The organism is Streptomyces sp. BE303, from assembly GCF_036290945.1.
Classification (GTDB): Bacteria; Actinomycetota; Actinomycetes; order Streptomycetales; family Streptomycetaceae; genus Kitasatospora.
Genome location: NZ_JAQYWZ010000563.1, coordinates 22,199 through 39,690, shown reverse-complemented (window position 1 = coordinate 39,690; position 17,492 = coordinate 22,199). Strand labels below are relative to the sequence as shown.

General features: G+C 77.1%; 2 protein-coding genes. Both read right to left on the bottom strand.

Translation table 11 applies throughout. The annotated features are described in order from the left end of the window. Window positions 1-4,747: non-ribosomal peptide synthetase (locus PUR56_RS12540; RefSeq protein WP_329948948.1), on the bottom strand; the 4,747-nt coding region annotated here is incomplete at its 3' end. A gap of 122 nt (window positions 4,748-4,869) precedes the next feature. Next, complete coding sequence (locus PUR56_RS12535) at window positions 4,870-17,370, bottom strand: non-ribosomal peptide synthetase (RefSeq protein ID WP_329948947.1); 12,501 nt, start codon at window positions 17,368-17,370, stop codon at window positions 4,870-4,872. Between the last annotated feature and the right edge of the window lie 122 nt (window positions 17,371-17,492).

The window sequence follows — 17,492 nt, the reverse complement described above, 5'->3', positions numbered from 1 at the left end:
GCGCATCCAGCTCCGCGTACGTCCACGAGGACGCACCGAACACCAGCGCCACCTCGTCCGGCACCGACACCGCACGCTCCGCCAGCAGATCCGCCACCGAAGCCGACGGCAACTCACGACCCGTCGCCGCCCACTCCCCCAACAGCCCCCGCTCACCCGACGTCAGCACGTCCAGCGCGCGGACCGGGCGGTCCGGGTGGTCGACGATCTGGTGGAGCAGGGCGACCAGGCGTTCGGCGTGCGCCTCGACGGTGGCGCGCTCGAAGACGTCCGGGCGAAACTTCCACTCGAAGGAGAGGGCCTCTCCCGGGTTGGTGATGAAGATCAGCGGGAAGTGCGTGGCGTCGACGTCGACGACGTCCTGCACGCCGAGGCTCTCCCGGATGCGGTCCCGGACGCCCTGGTCGGCGGGCGTGTTGCGGAGCACCTGGAGGGTGTCGAAGAGCCGGCCGAAGCCGGTGCCGCGCTGGATCTCGCCGAGCCCGATCTGGTGGTGCGCAAGCAGGGTGGTCTGCTCCGCCTGGAGGCGGGCGAGGAAGCCGGCGACGCTCTCGGCGCCGTCCAGCCGGGCCCGGACCGGCACCGTGTTGAGGAACATGCCGATGGTGGCGTCGATGCCGGCCAGTTCGGCCGGGCGGCCGGAGACGGTCGCGCCGAACACCACGTCCTCGCGGGCGGTCAGGCCGGACAGCAGCAGGCCCCAGGCGCCGGAGAGCACGGTGTTGAGGGTCAGGCCGCGCTCGCGGGCGAAGGCCGCGATCCGGGCGGTCAGCTCGACGGATATCCCCGCGGTGACCTCCTGCGGGAGCAGCGCGGCCCGCTCGCGGGCCTGCGGCGCCAGCAGCGTGGGCTCGGCGAGGTCCGCCAGGGCCTCGCGCCAGGCCGTCCGGCCCTGCTCGGCGTCCTGGGCGGCCAGCCAGCGCAGGAAGTCCCGGTAGGGCAGGCCGAGCTCGGGGGCGCTCTCGCCCGCGCAGCCGATCAGCAGTTCCTGGAGGAACAGGCCGGCCGACCAGCCGTCCCAGAGCAGGGCGTGGTTGGTGATCAGGATGCGCTGGCCGCCGCCCGGGGCGAGCACCGACACCAGGCGCAGCAGCGGCGGGGCCGCCAGGTCGAACCGGGTGGCGGCCTCGCGCTCGGTCAGCCGGCCGAGCTCGGCCTCGAACTCGGCCGGGGTCAGGGCGGAGAGGTCGGTCTCGGTGAGCGGCACGTCGACGACGCGCGGCACGAACTGCACCGGGCGTCCGGGCGCGTCCTGCAGGAAGCCAGCCCGCAGGTTGGGGTGGCGCTCCAGCACGGCGGCGACCGCGGACCGCAGCACCTCCAGCGGCACCCGGCGGGTCAGCGTGACGAGGTCGCGGGAGGTGTAGACGTCCAGGGCCTGGTCGTCGTAGCCGGCCTCGAAGAGCAGGCCCTCCTGGAGCGGGGAGACCGGCCAGATCTCCTCGATCTCCAGCTTGGGCGCGACGGCGCGGACGGCGGCGAGCTCGGCCTCGGTGGAGGCCGGCAGCTCGGGCAGCGCGGGGGCCTCGGCGGCGGCGCCGCGCGCGTCGGCCAGGGCGGCCAGCGCGGCGGGGGTGCGGCCCTCGAAGACGTCGCGGGGGCTGAGCGAGAGGCCCTCGGCGCGGGCGGCGCCGATCAGGCGGATCGAGGAGATGGAGTCGCCGCCGAGGCGGAAGAAGTCGTCCTCGGCGCCGGTCGCGGGCAGGCCCAGGACCTCGGCGTACAGCTCGCAGAGGAGTTGCTCGGTCTCGGTCTCGGCGGCCCGGCCGGCGGACCCGCCGGTGTAGTCGAGGGCGTCGTCGGGCAGGGCCTTGCGGTCGAGCTTGCCGTTGACGGTCAGCGGCAGCGCGTCCAGGACGGCGAACGCCGAGGGGACCATGTACTCGGGCAGGCGGGCCGAGACGGCCTCGTGCAGGGCGGTGGTGTCCAGGCTCGCGCCCGCGGCGGGCACCACGTAGGCGACCACGCGGTCGACGGCGCCGGAGCGCACCAGCACCGCGCTGTGGGCGACGCCGGGCTGCTCGGCGAGCACGGCCTCGATCTCGCCGAGCTCGATCCGGTAGCCGCGGATCTTGATCTGGTCGTCCACCCGGCCCAGGTAGTCGAGGGTGCCGTCGGGGCGGCGGCGCACCAGGTCGCCGGTGCGGTACATCCGGGTGCCGGGCGCACCGTACGGGTCGGCGACGAAGCGCTCGGCGGTCAGGCCGGGGCGGTCCAGGTAGCCGCGGGCCAGCTGGACGCCGGCCAGGTACAGCTCGCCGGGGGAACCGGCCGGGACGTGCCGCAGCAGCGCGTCCAGCACGTAGGCGCGACCGCCGGCCAGCGGGCGCCCGACGCTCGGGGTGTCGCTGTCGGCGAGGTCGGCGAGGAGCGCGTCGACGGTGAACTCGGTGGGGCCGTAGTAGTTGAGGGCGCGCAGGCCGGGGGTGGCGCGCAGCCGGCTCCACAGCGGCTGCGGCAGGGCCTCGCCGCCGAGCAGGAGCACGGAGGGGCGGTGGCCGCCGTCGAGCAGGCCGCAGTCCAGCAGCTGCTGGGCGTGGGTGGGCGTCAGGTCGAGGACGTCGATCCGCTGCTCGCGGGCGTAGCCGACCACGGTCTCCGCGTCGCGGCGCTCGGCGTCGCCGAGGACGTGCAGCTCGTGGCCGCCGAGCAGCCAGAGCAGCTGGTCCCAGGAGGAGTCGAAGGAGAAGGAGGCGACGCTCAGGGCGCGCAGCCGCCGGCCGTCGGCGGCCTCGGCGAAGGCGCCGGTCAGGTGGTCGTGGGCGAGGTTGGCGAGCGCGGCGTGCGGGACGACGACGCCCTTGGGGCGGCCGGTGGAGCCGGAGGTGTGGATGACGTACGCGGCCTGGGCGGGGTCGACGGGCCCGCCGCGCTCGGCGTCGCCGAGCGGGCCGCCGGGCAGCGCGGCCAGGGCGTCGGCGACGGCCGGGTCGTCCAGCAGCAGGGTGACGGTACCGGGTGCCACGGGCAGCCGGCCGGCCACCTCGCGGGTGGTCAGGACCACGGCCGGACGCACGTCGTCGAGGAGCACGGCGAGGCGCTCGTCCGGGTGGTCCAGGTCGAGCGGCAGGTAGGCGCCGCCGGCCCGGAGCACGGCCAGGATGGCGACGACGGAGTCGGCGGAGCGCGGCAGGGCGAGCGCGGCGACCCGCTCGGCGCCGAGGCCGCGGCCGATCAGCAGCCGGGCCAGCCGGTCGGCCCGCTCGGACAGTTCGGCGAAGGTCAGGGTGGCGGTGCCGCCCGACAGGGCCGGGCCCACCAGGGCCACGGTGTCGGGGGTGCGCCCGGCGAGGGCGGTGAGCAGCTCGGTGACCGGGGCGGCGTCCGCGTCGGCCGGACGGCCGGCCACGGTGGCGTCCAGGGCGGCGTGCTCGGCGTCGTCCAGCAGGTCGAGCCGGGCGAGCGGGAGGTCGGGGTCGTCGGCGAAGGCGGTCAGCAGCGCGAGGAAGCGGTCGGTGAGCCGCTCGGCCCGGGCCTGCTCGAACAGGTCGGGCCGGTACTCCAGCTCGACGCGCAGCTCGGCGCCGGGCAGCACGGTGACGCCGAGCGGGTAGTGCGTGGCGTCGCGGGCCCCGAGGGCGGTGATGGCGAGACCGTCCGTACCGCCCAGGTTCTCGCGCAGCGCGTCACCGCCGCCCTGGTAGTTCTCCACCACGAGCAGGGTGTCGAAGAGGTCGCCCTCGACCGCGCTGCGGCGCTGGATCGCGCCCAGGCCCAGGTGCTGGTGGGCCAGCAGCTCGGCCTGCTCCCGCTGCACCCCGGCGGCGGCGCCGGCCAGGGTCGCGCCGGGGTCGAGCCGGACGCGCACCGGCACGGTGTTGATGAACAGGCCGACCATCGACTCGGCGCCCGGCAGGTCGTCGGGGCGGCCGGAGACGGTGGTGCCGAACACGACGTCGGTGGTCCCGGTGAGGGAGCCGACCAGGACGCCCCACAGGGTGTGGGCGACGTTGCCGAGGGTCAGGCCGCGCCCGCGGGCCGCGGCGGCGATCCGCCCCGACAGCTCGGCGTCGGCGTAGCGGGTGACCAGGCCCGGCTCCACGGCGGTGGCCGCGACGGCGCCGGGCGCCACCGGGTGGGCCTGCTCGAAACCGGCCAGCGCCGTGCTCCAGGCGGCCTCGGCGGCGGCGGTGTCCCGGGTGGCCAGCAGCGCCAGGTGGTCCTTGTAGGGGCGGACGGCCGGCAGCACCGAGAGGTCACCGGCGGAGCCGTACAGGGCGAGCAGCTCGCGGAAGACGATCGGCATGGACCAGCCGTCGAGCAGCAGGTGGTGGCAGGTCAGCACGAGCCGGGAGCGGCCGTCGCCCAGGCGCAGCAGGGCGAGGCGCAGCAGCGGCGGCGTGTCCAGGTCGAAGCGGCGGTGCCAGTCCTCGTCCATGGCCGCGAGGACGGCCGTCTCCTGGGCCCCGCCGTCGAGCGCGGTCAGGTCGACCTCGCGCAGCGGGGTGTCCACGGTGCGCTGGACGAACTGGACCACGGCCTCCGGGTCCTCGTACCAGAAGCCGGCCCGCAGGTTGGCGTGGCGGGTGAGCAGGGCGTCCAGGGCGGCGGCCAGGCGGGGCGTGGCGAGCGGGCCCGCGAGGTCCAGGTGGGACTGGACGACGTAGACGTCACGGGCCTGGTCGTCGTACAGGGAGTGGAAGAGCAGGCCCTCCTGGAGCGAGGACAGCGGGTAGACGTCCTCCAGGTCCGATTCGGCCGCGCCCTCGGCCTGGGGGTCGTCGATCGGTGCGGTGGAGTCGTTCATCACGGTCTTCTCGGTCCTGGTGGTGGGGAGGTGGTGGTCGGTCGGGTCGGGGAGGGGTGTCCGGGGCGGATCCGGCCGGAGCCCGGGCCGCGGGGGCCCGGGCTCCGGGGGCGGGGCGGCGCTCATCGGCGGCGCCGCCCGCGCAGTCGGGACTCCAGTCGGTCGATCTGCGCCTGCTTCAGCGAGACCAGGCTGAGGTCGGACGGGGTGACCCCGCCTGCCTCGCCGCCCGCGGTGTGCCGGGCGAGCGCGTCGAGGGCGGCGAACCAGGCGTCGGCGAGCGCCTCGACCTCGGCCTCCGTCAGCAGGGCCTGCGGCCAGCTCCACTCGACGGCCAGCTCGGGCCGGCCGTCGGCGCCGGCGCGGACGACCGCGTCGATCTCCACCGGGTAGCCGGCGGCCATCAGCGGGTCGGGGCCCGCCCCGGCGGCGACGGCGTCCCGCTCGGGCTGCGGGGCGAGCGGCCAGCCGCCCAGCGGTCCGCTGGCGGCGTCGGCGCGCCCCCGGTAGTTGAACAGCACCTGCGAGCGGGGGACGCCGGCGGTGCCCAGCAGCGCCGCGGTCTGCGGGTTGAGGTGGCGCAGCAGGCCGAAGCCGAGGCCCTTGTCGGGCGCGGCCCGCAGCTGCTCCTTGACCTGCTTGAGCACCTGGCCGGCGGCCGGGCCTCCGGTGAGCGCGGCGGCGGGGTCGATCCCGTCGAGGTCCAGCCGGACGGGGTGGACGGTGGTGAACCAGCCGACGGTGCCCGCGAGGTCGGGGGTCAGCCCGTCGTGGCCGCCGCGGCCGTGCCCCTCCAGGTCGACCTGGAGGGCCGGTGCGGTGCCCGGGCGGGCGGTGGCCGCGCCGAGCACCAGACCGGCGAGCAGGACGTCGTCCACGCCGGCGCCGAACGCCTTGGGCACCTCGGTGAGCAGCGGGGCGGTGCGGTCGGCGGGCAGCGTGCGGTGCAGGGTGCGCACCGTGGCGACGGTGTCGCGCCCGGGGTCGGCGGCGAGGTGGGCCAGCGGTCCGGCGGGCCCGGCCAGCGAGGTGCGCCAGTGGGCGGCCTCGGCGACCCGGACGCGCTCCTGGGCGTGCGTCAGCAGGTGCTCGGCCCAGGCGCGCAGCCCGTACGCCTCGGGTTCGAGGGCGGGGCGACCGCCCCCGGCGAGGGCCTGGTAGGCGGTGGCCAGGTTGGGCAGCAGGGTCCGCCAGGAGACGCCGTCCACCGCGAGGTGGTGGACGGTCAGCAGCAGGCGGCCGTCCCGGTGGTCGCCGGCGTCGAACCAGGCGGCGCGCAGCACCCGGCCGGCGGCGGGGTCGAGCGCGGCGGCGCTCGCGTCGGCCTCCCGGGTCAGCAGCGCGGCGAGGTCGCCGTCGCGGGCGTCGATCCGGCGCAGGGTGTCCGGCTCGGTGGTGGCGGGGGCCTGGCCGGCGGGCAGGATCTCCTGGGTCCACAGGCCGTCGGTCCGGTCGAGGCGCAGCCGCAGCGCCGGGTGGTTGGCGGCCAGCGCGGCCAGGGCGGCGCGCAGCGGCTCCTCCCGCAGGCCCGCCGGGACGCTGACCAGCACCGACTGGTTGAAGCGGTCGACGGGGCCGCCCCGCTCGCGCAGCCAGTGCACGACCGGCAGGGCGGGCAGTTCGCCGTCGACGGGGACGGCGGCCGGGGCGGCCGGGGCCCGGCCGGCGGGGCGGGCGACGGCCAGGCCCTTGGCCTCGGCCAGCGCGGCCGGGGTCGGGTACTGGAAGACGTCCTTGGCCGCGAGGTCGTAGCCGGCCTTGCGGGCACGGCTGATCAGCTGGATCGAGACGATGCTGTCCCCGCCGAGGGCGAAGAAGTTCTCGTCCTCGCCGACCTCGGCCAGGCCGAGCACCTCGGCGAAGACCCGGGCCAGGGCGGCGGCCGCGGACGGCCCGGACGCCGCCGGGGCGGCCTGCTCGGTCCGCCGGCCGGGGGCCGGCAGGGCCTTGCGGTCGAGCTTGCCGTTGACGCTCAGCGGCAGCGCGTCCAGCACGGTGACCACCACCGGCACCATGTGCTCGGGCAGCACGGCGGCGACGGCCGCCCGGACGGCGTCCCCGCCCACGCTCGCCCCGGCCTGCGGGACGACGTAGCCGAGCAGCTGACGGGCGCCGCCCTCGGTGAGGGCGCGGGCGGTGACGGCGGCCTGGCCGACACCGGGCACGGCGGCGAGCGCGGACTCGATCTCGCCGAGTTCGATCCGGAAGCCGCGGACCTTGACCTGGTCGTCGGTGCGGCCGAGGTACTCGACCTCGCCGTCGATGCGGCGGCGCACCAGGTCGCCGGTGCGGTACATCCGGGTGCCGGGCGCACCGTGCGGGTCGGCGACGAAGCGGCCGGCGGTCAGGCCGGGGCGGCCGAGGTAGCCGCGGGCCAGCTGGACGCCGGCCAGGTACAGCTCGCCGGGCACGCCCACCGGGACCGGCCGCAGCCGGGCGTCGAGGACGTGCAGGCGGGTGTTCCAGACCGGGCGGCCGATCGGGACGACGCCCGAGCCGGCCCACGCCCGGTGGTAGGTGACGTCGACGGCGGCCTCGGTGGGCCCGTACAGGTTGTGCAGCTCGATCTGCGGCCACAGGGCGAGGAAGCGGTCCACCGCGGCGGCGGGCAGGGCCTCGCCGGAGCAGAAGACCCGCGTCACCCCCGCGAAGCCCTCGCGGACGGCGGCGTCCTGCTCGGCGGCGCCGGTGAAGGCGGAGAGCATCGACGGCACGAAGTGGCAGGCGGTGACCGACTCGCGGGCGGTCAGGGCGGCCAGGTACTCCGGCTCGCGGTGGCCGCCGGGGCGGGCCAGCACCACGCGGGCGCCGCTGACCAGGGGCAGGAAGAACTCCCAGACCGACACGTCGAAGCTGGCCGGGGTCTTCTGGAGGACGCGGTCGGCCGCGCTGATGCCGTAGACCTCGCGCATCCAGTCGAGCCGGTTGACGATCGCCCGGTGGGTGACGACGACGCCCTTCGGCCGGCCGGTGGAGCCGGAGGTGAAGATGACGTACGCGGCGTGGTCGGCGTCCGGGGCGGTGGGCGTCACGGCCCGCTGCGCCCGGGCGTCGACGGTGAGCACCGGCACGCCCGGCACCGCGGGCAGGCCGCTCTCCAGGCCGGCGACGGTGAGCACGCACACCGGGGCGGCGTCCTCGACCATGGCGGTGAGCCGGTCGACCGGGTACTCGGTGTCCAGCGGCAGGTAGGCGGCGCCGGCCTTGAGGACGGCGAGCAGGGCGACCATGAGCTCGGCGGAGCGGGGCACGGCGACGGCGACGATCCGGTCGGGGCCGGCGCCGGCGGCGGTCAGCGCCCCGGCGAGCAGGCCGGCCCGCTCGTCCAGCTGCCGGTAGGTCAGCACGGCGCCCTCGAAGACGACCGCGACGGCGTCCGGGGTGGCGGCGGTGCGCTCGGCGATCCGGTCCACCAGGGTCCCCTCGCGCACCGGGATGGCGGTGGCGTTCCACTCCCCCGCGAGGCCGCGGAGCTCCTGGGCGGCGGTCGGCTCGATCCGGCCGACCGGCCGCTCGGGGGCGGCGAGGGCCTGCTCCATGACCCGCATCAGCCGGGCCCCGAACAGCCGCGCGGTGGCGCGGTCGAAGAGGTCGTCGGCGTGGATGACGGTCAGGTCGGTGCGGCTGCCGTCGGCGGCCTCCACGAAGGTGAAGGCGAGGTCGAAACGGGCCGCGTGGACGGGGTCGGGCAGCAGGGCGGTGGTGGCGCCGAGCAGGCGGTCCAGGCCGTCGGCCTCCCGGCGGTGCTGGACCATCACCTGGAACAGCGGGTGGCGGGCGAGCGAGCGCTCGGGGTTGACGATCTCCACCAGGCGGTCGAACGGCAGGTCCTGGTGGGCGAGCGCGCCGAGCACGGTCTCCCGGGAGCGGGCGACCAGCTCGTCGAAGCTCGGGTCGCCGGAGAGATCGTGGCGCAGCACCAGGGTGTTGACGAAGAAGCCGACCACGGACTCCAGCACCTCGTCCGTGCGGCCCGCCACCGGGGTGCCGAGCGCGACGTCGGCGGTGCCGGCGAGCTTGCCGAGCAGCAGGGCCGCGGCGGCCTGGGTGACCATGAACGGGGTCGCCCCGGTGCGCTGCGCGTAGCCGCGCAGGGCGGCGTGCAGCTCGTCGGGCAGGCGCAGCCGCACGGCGCCGCCGCGTCCGCCGGCCTCGGCCGGGCGGGCCCGGTCGGTCGGCAGCGTCAGCTCGGCCGGCAGCGCCGCCAGGCGCTCGCTCCAGTAGCGGGTCTGGTCGGCTCCCGGACCCTCGGCCCCGGCGAGCAGCTCGGCCTGCCAGAGCGCGTGGTCGGCGTACTGGAGCGGCAGCGGCGCGAACGCCGGGGCGGCGCCGGACCGGCGGGCGGCGTAGGCGAGGTCGAGGTCGCGCAGCAGCACGCCCTCGGACCACTCGTCACCGGCGATGTGGTGCAGCGCGATGCTGAGCACGTGCCGCTCGGGGCCGGCGGTCACCAGGGTCGCCCGGACGGGGATCTCGGTGGCCAGGTCGAAGGCGTACGCGCCGGCCGCGGCGACCTCGGTGTCCAGGCGGTGCCCGGAGGCCTCCGCCACGGTGAACGGGACGCCGGCGGTGCCGGGGTCGAGGATCCGCTGGAACGGGCGGCCGTCGTGGTCGGGGAAGACCGTGCGCAGCGCCTCGTGGCGGGCCAGCACGTCGCCGAACGCGGCGCGCAGCGCGTCCGCGTCGAGCGGGCCGTCGATCCGCAGCGCGCACGGGATGGTGTACGCGGTGCTCGGGCCCTGGAGGCGGTAGAGGAACCAGAGCCGGGCCTGGGCGGCGGACAGCGGGATCCGCTCGGGACGCGGGCGGGCCGCGGGGGCGGTGCGGCCGGTCGCCGCGCCGTCGAGCCGCGCGGCGAGGCCGACGGGGGTGCGGGTCTCGAACAGGTCGCGGACGGCGACCTCGGTGCCGAGCGCGGCCCGCAGCCGGCCGATCACCCGGGTGGCGAGCAGCGAGTGGCCGCCGAGGGCGAAGAAGTCGTCGTCGATGCCGACCGCGGGCAGGCCGAGCACCTCGGCGTAGACGCCGCAGATCACGGCCTCCCGCTCGGTGCGCGGGGCCCGCCCGGCCGGGGCGGCGAAGGCGTCGGCGCCGGGCTCGGGGAGGGCCTGCCGGTCGAGCTTGCCGTTGACGTTCAGCGGCAGCGCGGGCAGCGGGACGATCGCGGCCGGGACCATGTACTCGGGCAGCGCCTCGGCGAGCGCGGTGCGCAGCGCGGCGGGGTCGGCGGCGGCCCCGGGGGCCGCGACGACGTAGCCGACGAGCCGCTTGACGCCGCCTCCGCCGGCGCGGGCCAGGACGGCGGCCCGGGCGATGCCGGGCTGGGCGGCGAGGGCCGCCTCGACCTCGCCGGGCTCGACGCGGAAGCCGCGGATCTTCACCTGGTCGTCGTCGCGGCCCAGGAAGTCCAGGCTGCCGTCGGGGCGGTGGCGCACGACGTCCCCGGTGCGGTACATCCGGTCGCCGGGGGCCCCGTACGGGTCGGCGACGAAGCGGCTCGCGGTGAGCGCGGGCCGGTTGCCGTAGCCGCGGGCCAGGCCGGGGCCGGCGATGTACAGCTCGCCGGCGACACCGGCCGGGACGGGCCGGAGCCGGGCGTCCAGCACGTACACCCGGGTGTTGCCGATCGGGCGGCCGACGAACGGGGTGGGGCTGTCGTCGAGTGCGGCACCGAGCGTGTCGACGGTGTACTCGGTGGGGCCGTAGAAGTTGTGGCCGAGCACGCCCTCGGTCGCGCGGATGCGGGTCCACAGGGCGTCGCCGACGGCCTCCCCGCCGACCAGGAAGAGCAGCGGGCGGTGCCGCTCGGAGTCCAGCAGGCCCCACTCGACGAGCTGCTGACCGAACGACGGGGTGACGTCGAGGGTGTCGATGCGGTCGGCGAGCAGGCGCTGGACCAGGGCCTGCGGGTCGCGGCGCAGGTCCTCGCCGTAGACGTGCAGCTCGTGCCCCTGGACGAGCCAGAGCAGCTGCTCCCAGGAGGAGTCGAAGGAGAACGACGCGGTGTGCGCGGCGCGCAGGCGGCGCCCGCCGGCCCGGTCGACGGCCCGGGCGAAGACGGTGTTCCCGTGGTGCTCCAGCATGTTGGCGAGGCCGCGGTGCGGGACCTGGACGCCCTTGGGGCGGCCGGTGGAGCCGGAGGTGTGGATGACGTACGCCAGGTCGTCGGCGTGCGGGCGGGTCGGTTCGGCGCTCAGCGTGCCGAGTTCGGCGAGGGTGACGACGCCCTTGCCGTGGGCGGCCAGCACCGGGTGGCGGCCGGCGACCTCGGGCGTGCTCAGGGTGAGCAGCGGGTCGGCGTCCTCCAGCATCAGCGCGATCCGCTCGTCCGGGTGGTCGAGATCGATCGGCAGGTAGGCGGCGCCGGAGGCGAGGACGCCGAGCAGGGCGGCGACCAGGTCGGCCGAGCGGGGCAGCGCCAGCGCCACGACCCGGCCGGGGCCGGCGCCGAGCGCGGCGAGGTGGCGGGCCGTGCGGTCGACGCGGGCGGCGAGTTCGGCGTAGTCGAGCCGCTGGTCGCCGAAGACGACGGCGGTCTCCTCGGGCACGGCGGCGGCGCGGGCCGCGAAGGCGTCGACCACGGTGCCGGCGGGGACGGCACGCGCGGTGGCGTTCCACTCCTCCAGCACGGTGCGGCGTTCGGCCGGCGAGAGGATCTCCAGCGCGCCGACGGAGGTGTCGGGCGCGGTGGCGATGGTGGCGAGCACCCGCAGCAGGCGCTCGCCGACGGCGGCGGCCTGCTCGGCGGTGAACACGTCGGGGCGGTACTCGACGGTCAGCTGCGGGGCCTCGCCGGGGAGGGTGAGCACGGTGAGCGGGTAGTGGGTGGCGCCCCGGTTGCCGATACCGGCGACCCGCAGGCCGCGGGCGGTGAGGTGGTCGGGGTCGACCGGGTAGTTCTCGAAGACCAGCAGGGTGTCGAAGAGGGTGCCGTGGCCGGCCAGCGCCTGGATGTCGGCGAGGCCGAGGTACTGGTGGTCGAGCAGGCCGGACTGCTGCGCCTGGAGGCGGAGCAGCATCTCCCCGACCGTCTCGTCCTCGTCCGGCCGGAAGCGCACCGGAACGGTGTTGCTGAACAGGCCGACCATCGACTCGACGCCGGGCAGGTCGCCGGGGCGGCCGGAGACGGTGGCACCGAACACCACGTCGGTGCGGCCGGTGAGGCGGCCGAGGAGGACCGCCCAGGCGCCCTGGACCAGGGTGTTGAGGGTCAGTCCGTGCTCGCGGGCGGTCGTGGTGAGGGCGGCGGACAGCTCGGCGGGGATCGGCAGGTCGATCTCCCGGCCCGCGGCGGAGCCGTCGGCGGCGGCCGGGCCGGCGGCGGGGGTGCCGAGGCTGTCGGCCAGCAGGGTCGGCGCGGCGAGGCCCGCCAGGGCCTGCCGCCAGGCGGCGGTGTCGGCGCCGGTGTCGCGGGCGGCCAGCCAGCCGAGGTGGTCGGCGAACGGGGCGGCGGCGGGCAGCGCGGCGGTGTCGCCGCCGGCGCCGTACGCGGTGACGAGCTCGCGCAGCAGGACGGGCGTGGACCAGCCGTCCATGACGATGTGGTGGCGGGTCAGGACCAGCCGGTGGTGGTCGGTGCCGAGGGCGACGAGGGCGCAGCGCACCAGCGGCGGCCGGGCCAGGTCGAAGCGGCGGGAGGCCTCGGCGTCCTCGATGCGGGCGGTCTCGGCGTCCTGCCGGTCGGCGGGCAGCGCGGTCAGGTCGTGCTCGGTCCAGGGCACCCGGACCCGGCCGGCGACCAGCTGGAGCGGCTCCGGAAGGCCCTCGCCGAGGAAGCCGGCGCGCAGGGCGGTGTGCCGGTTGACGACCTCGTCGACGGCCCGGACCAGAGCGGCGCGGTCCAGCGGGCCGCGCAGGTCGAGCGAGGTGAGCGAGGTGTAGAGGTCGTCGGCGCCCTGCCCGTCCTGGAGGAGGGTGTGGAAGAGCAGGCCCTCCTGGAGCGGGGAGAGCGGCAGGACGTCCTCGGTGCCGGGGTGCTCCGCGGCCAGGCGGTCCAGGACGGCCTGGGTGACCGGGGCGAGCGGCACGTCGGAGGGGGTGAGGCCGCCGGCGTCGGGGCGGGCGGCGTAGCGGGTGAGCGCGTCGAGGTGGGCGAACCAGCTCTCGGCCGTCTCGCGGACGGCGTCCTCGCCGAACACGCCGTGCGGCCAGGTGAGCTGGACGGTCAGCTCGGGGCCGTCGGGCCCGTCGTGGACGAAGGCGCCGATCTCCAGCGCGTGGGCGCAGGGCAGGCCGGGGTCGGCGGAGGCGGTGACGGCGTCCCCGGTCTGCGGGGCGACCGTCCACTCCTCACCGGTGGCGGCGAAGCGGCCGAGGTAGTTGAAGAGCAGCTGGGGCTCGGCGACGTCGGCGAGGGCGGCGGCGGACGGCGGGTCGAGCCGGCGCAGCAGGCCGTAGCCGGCGCCCGCGTCGGGCAGGGCGCGGAGCTGCTCCTTGACGAGCGCGAGGGCGCGGCCGGCGGCGGGCCCGCCCGCGAGCGCGGCCTCGGGGTCGACGCCGGAGAGGTCGAACCGGACGGGGAACTCGCTGGTGAGCCAGCCGACCGTGCGGGTGGTGTCGGCGCCGGGGACGAGGTGGTCCTCGCGGCCGTGGCCCTCCAGGCGCAGCAGCAGGTCGGGGCGGGCGTCGGCGCCGAGGCGGGCGCGGCGGCGGGCGAGCAGCGCGAGGGTCAGGCCGGTGAGGAGGACGTGGTCGACGCCGGCCCGGTGGGTGGCGGGGACGGCGCCGAGCAGCGGCGCGGTGCGCTCGGCGGGCAGGGTCAGCCGCAGTCGCCCGGTGGTGGCGGCGGTGTCGCGGGCCGGGTCGAGCGGGCGGTCGCCCAGCAGCGGTCCGCTGCCGTCGGCCAGGACGGCCTGCCACAGGGGCAGTGCGGCGCGGACCCGGTCGCCGGCGGCGGCCTCGGCGAGGCCGGTGGTCCAGGCGCGCAGCGGGGTGGTGACGGGCTCCGGGGTCCGGCCCTCGTAGGCGGCGCGCAGGTCGGGCAGCAGGATGCGCCAGGAGACGCCGTCGACGGCGAGGTGGTGGACGGCGAGGACGAGCAGGCCCGGGGTGTCGGCCCCGGCGTCGAGGTGGACGGCCTGGAGGACGACGCCCTGCTCGGGGTCGAGGCGGTCGGCGGCGGCCTCCCGCTCGGCCGCGGCGGCGGCGGTCAGCTCCCCGGCGGTCACCTCGACGTGCCGGAGCCGGTCGGCGGCGGGCGCGCTGCCGGCGGGCCGGACCTCCTGGGTCCAGCCGCCGTCCGTGGCGACGTGCAGGCGCAGGCGCAGGGCGTCGTGGTGGTCGGTCAGGGTGTCCAGGGCGGCGGCCAGCCGCTGCCGGTCGAGGCCGGCCGGGACGGTGACGACGGTGTGCTGGCCGAAGCGGGCGATCGGGCCGCCGCGCTCGCGCAGCCACTCGCTGATCGGGGTGGTCGGCAGCGGGCCGGTCGCGGCGACGACGGCGGCGGCGGACGGGCCGGTGGCGGTGCCGGTGGCCTCGGCGACGGCGGCGATGCGGGCGACGGTGCGCCGCTCGAACACCACGCGCGGGGTGATCCGGAAGCCGGCGCGGCGGGCGCGGCTGCCCAGCTGGATGGCGGAGATGCTGTCGCCGCCGAGGGAGAAGAAGTTGTCGTCGACGCCGACCTGGTCGCCGGTCAGTCCGAGGACCTCGGCGACGAGCGAGGCGAGGACGCGCTCGGCGTCGGTGCGCGGGGCGCCACCGCCCTCGCCGCCGCCGGTGGCGGGCGCGGGCAGGGCCTTGCGGTCGAGCTTGCCGTTGAGGCTCAGCGGCAGGGTGTCGAGGCCGACCAGGACGGCCGGGACCATGTGCTCGGGCAGGGTGCGGGCGAGTTCGGAGCGCAGCGCCTCGGCGTCGGCGGGCGCGGGCACCAGGTAGCCGACGAGCCGGCGGGCGCCGCCCGGGGTCAGCTCACGGGCGGTCACCGCGGCCTGGACGACGCCGGGGAGCGCCTCCAGGGCGGCCTCGATCTCGCCGAGCTCGATCCGGAAGCCGCGGACCTTGACCTGGTCGTCGGTGCGGCCGAGGTACTCGACGGTGCCGTCGGGCGCCCAGCGCACGAGGTCGCCGGTGCGGTACATGCGCTCGCCCGGGCCGCCGTGCGGGTCGGCGACGAAGCGGCCGGCGGTGAGGCCGGGGCGGCCGAGGTAGCCGCGGGCCAGCTGGACGCCGGCCAGGTACAGCTCGCCGGGCACGCCCACCGGCGCGGGTCGCAGCTCGGCGTCCAGCACGTAGAGGCGGGTGTTCCAGACCGGGCGGCCGATCGGGACGACGCCCGCGGCGGGCGCGGTGTGGTGGTGGGTGACGTCGACGGCGGCCTCGGTGGGGCCGTAGAGGTTGTGCAGCGGCACCGCGGGGAGGGTCGCGTACCAGCGGTCGACGACGTCGCCGGGCAGGGCCTCTCCGGAGCAGAAGGCGCGGCGCAGTCCGGCGCAGCGCTCGGCGACCGAGGTCTCCTCCAGGAAGGCACGCAGCATGGAGGGGACGAAGTGCAGGGTGGTGACGCGCTCCTCGGCGATCAGCGCGGCGAGGTAGGCGGGGTCCTTGTGGCCCTCGGGGCGGGCGAGGACGACGGTGGCGCCCTCGCACAGCGCCCAGAAGAACTCCCAGACGGACACGTCGAAGCTGGCCGGGGTCTTCTGCAGGACGCGGTCGTCGGCGCCGAGGCGGTAGGCGTGCTGCATCCAGGCGAGCCGGTTGACGATGGCGCGGTGGGTGACCACGACGCCCTTGGGTCGGCCGGTGGAGCCGGAGGTGTAGATCAGGTACGCGGCGTGGTCGGGGCCGGGCTCGGGGAGCGCGGGGTGCCCGGCGGCGTCAGCATCGGCGTCGGCGTCGGCGAGCTCGTCGACCAGCAGGGCGGCGGCGCGGGCGGCCTCGGGGAGCCGCTCCAGCAGCGCGCGGACGGTGACGACGCGCACCGGCGCGGCGTCCTCGACCATGTGGGCCAGCCGGTCGGCCGGGTAGTCGGCGTCCAGCGGCAGGTAGGCGGCGCCGGCCTTGAGGACGCCGAGCAGGGCGACCATCAGCTCGGCGGAGCGGGGCACGGCGACGCCGACCACCCGGTCCGGGCCGGCCCCGGCGGCGCGCAGCGCGCGGGCGAGGGCGGTGGCGCGGGCGTCGAGCTCGGCGTAGGTCAGGGTGCGGCCCTCGGCGACCACGGCGGTGGCGTCGGGGGTGGCGGCGGCGCGCTCGGCGATCCGGCTGACCAGGGTGCCCTCGCGGACCTCGCGGGCGGTGGCGTTCCAGCCGTGCAGGACGGCCTCGCGCTCGGCGTCGGCGAGCAGCGGCAGCTCGGCCAGCGGCTGCTCGGGCGAGGTGGCGAGGCGGGTCAGCAGGGCGGCGAACCGGTCGGCGTGGCGGGCGAGTTCGCCCTCGCCGTAGAGCACCGGGTTGGCGTCGAACTCCAGGACCAGGCGGTCGTCCGGGGTCTTGTGGACGGAGAGCGCGAAGTCCTCGACCGGCCCGGAGGCCAGGTTGACGGTGGTACCGGGGCTGCCCGCGAAGTCGAGGTCGAGGTCGAAGGGCTTGATGTTGAGCATCGGCCCGTGCAGGCGCCCGTCGGTACCGACCAGGCCGAGGTCGCGGCGGATGTCCTCACCGCGGTGGAGCTGGTGGCGGCGCACGGCCTTGAGCTCCTCGGCGGAGCGGCGCAGCAGCGCGGCGAAGGTGTCCGTGCCCGCGACGGGCAGCCGCACGGGGAGGATGTTGACGGCCATGCCGGGCACCCGCAGCGTGCCGGGGGCGGTGCGGGCCATGAAGTGCATGCCGAGGACGGCGTCGGCCGCGCCGGTCATCCGGTGCAGGTAGGCGGCGAAGGCGGCGTTGGCGGCCTCGGCCCAGGTGGTGCGGGACGCACGGGCCGCGGCGAGCACGGTCGCGGACTGCTCGGCGGGCAGCTCGACGCGGTGGCGCAGGGCGGTGGGGGCGGCCGCGGCGGTGGGTTCGGTGAGGCCGACGACGGCCGGGCGGTCGGCGAAGCGCTCGCGCCAGTAGGCGCGGTCGGCCTCGGGCCGGTCGGAGGCGAGGTAGTCGCGCTCGGCGTCGGCCAGCAGGTCGGCGGGCCGGAACGGGCTCTCGGGGACGTCGGCGCCGGTGGCGAGCGCCGTGTAGACCTCGGCGACGCGGCGGCTGAACAGGGCGACGCTGTAGCCGTCGACGACCAGGTGGTGGAACCACTGGAACCAGAGGTGGTCGGCCGGGCCGACGCGTACCAGCAGCGCACCGGTGAGCGGGCCCGCGTCGGGCCCCTCCAGCACGGTGGGAACGGCCAGTTGGTCGTGGACGAGGGCTGCGGCGGCGGCGACCGGGTCGGTGGCGCCGCTGGTGTCGAGGCGGTGCAGGGCCCACGACCCGGCGTCGAACGCGCCGGGGAGCCGGACGGTGCGGCCGTCCTGCTCGGCGAGGCGGATGTGCAGGCCGTCGGCCTCGGTGAGGGTGCGGCGCAGGGCGGCTTCCAGCAGCTGCTCGTCGAGCTCTCCGGCGATGCGCACGTACTGGCCGACGTTGTACGCCGGGTTGTCCGGGTCGATCCGTTGGGCCGCGAGGATGCCCGCCTGGGCGGCTGTCAGCTCCCGCGGAGCTTCCTGGTCGGCGTGCGTGGTCGTCGTGCCAGCCTCTGGCATGGGGGTCGGCCCTTCCCGGTTCGCCGCCCCGCCGATCCTGCCAGCCCGGGGCGCTCGTGCGCTTGGTGCGATGTGGTGGTGTCCGTCCGGGTGGCCGCGCGGGGCGGCGGCCACCCGGACGT

Excerpts from the sequence above, each read along its gene's own strand:
- PUR56_RS12535 (WP_329948947.1), bottom strand. The coding sequence starts at position 17,370 with ATGCCAGAGGCTGGCACGACGACCACGCACGCCGACCAGGAAGCTCCG.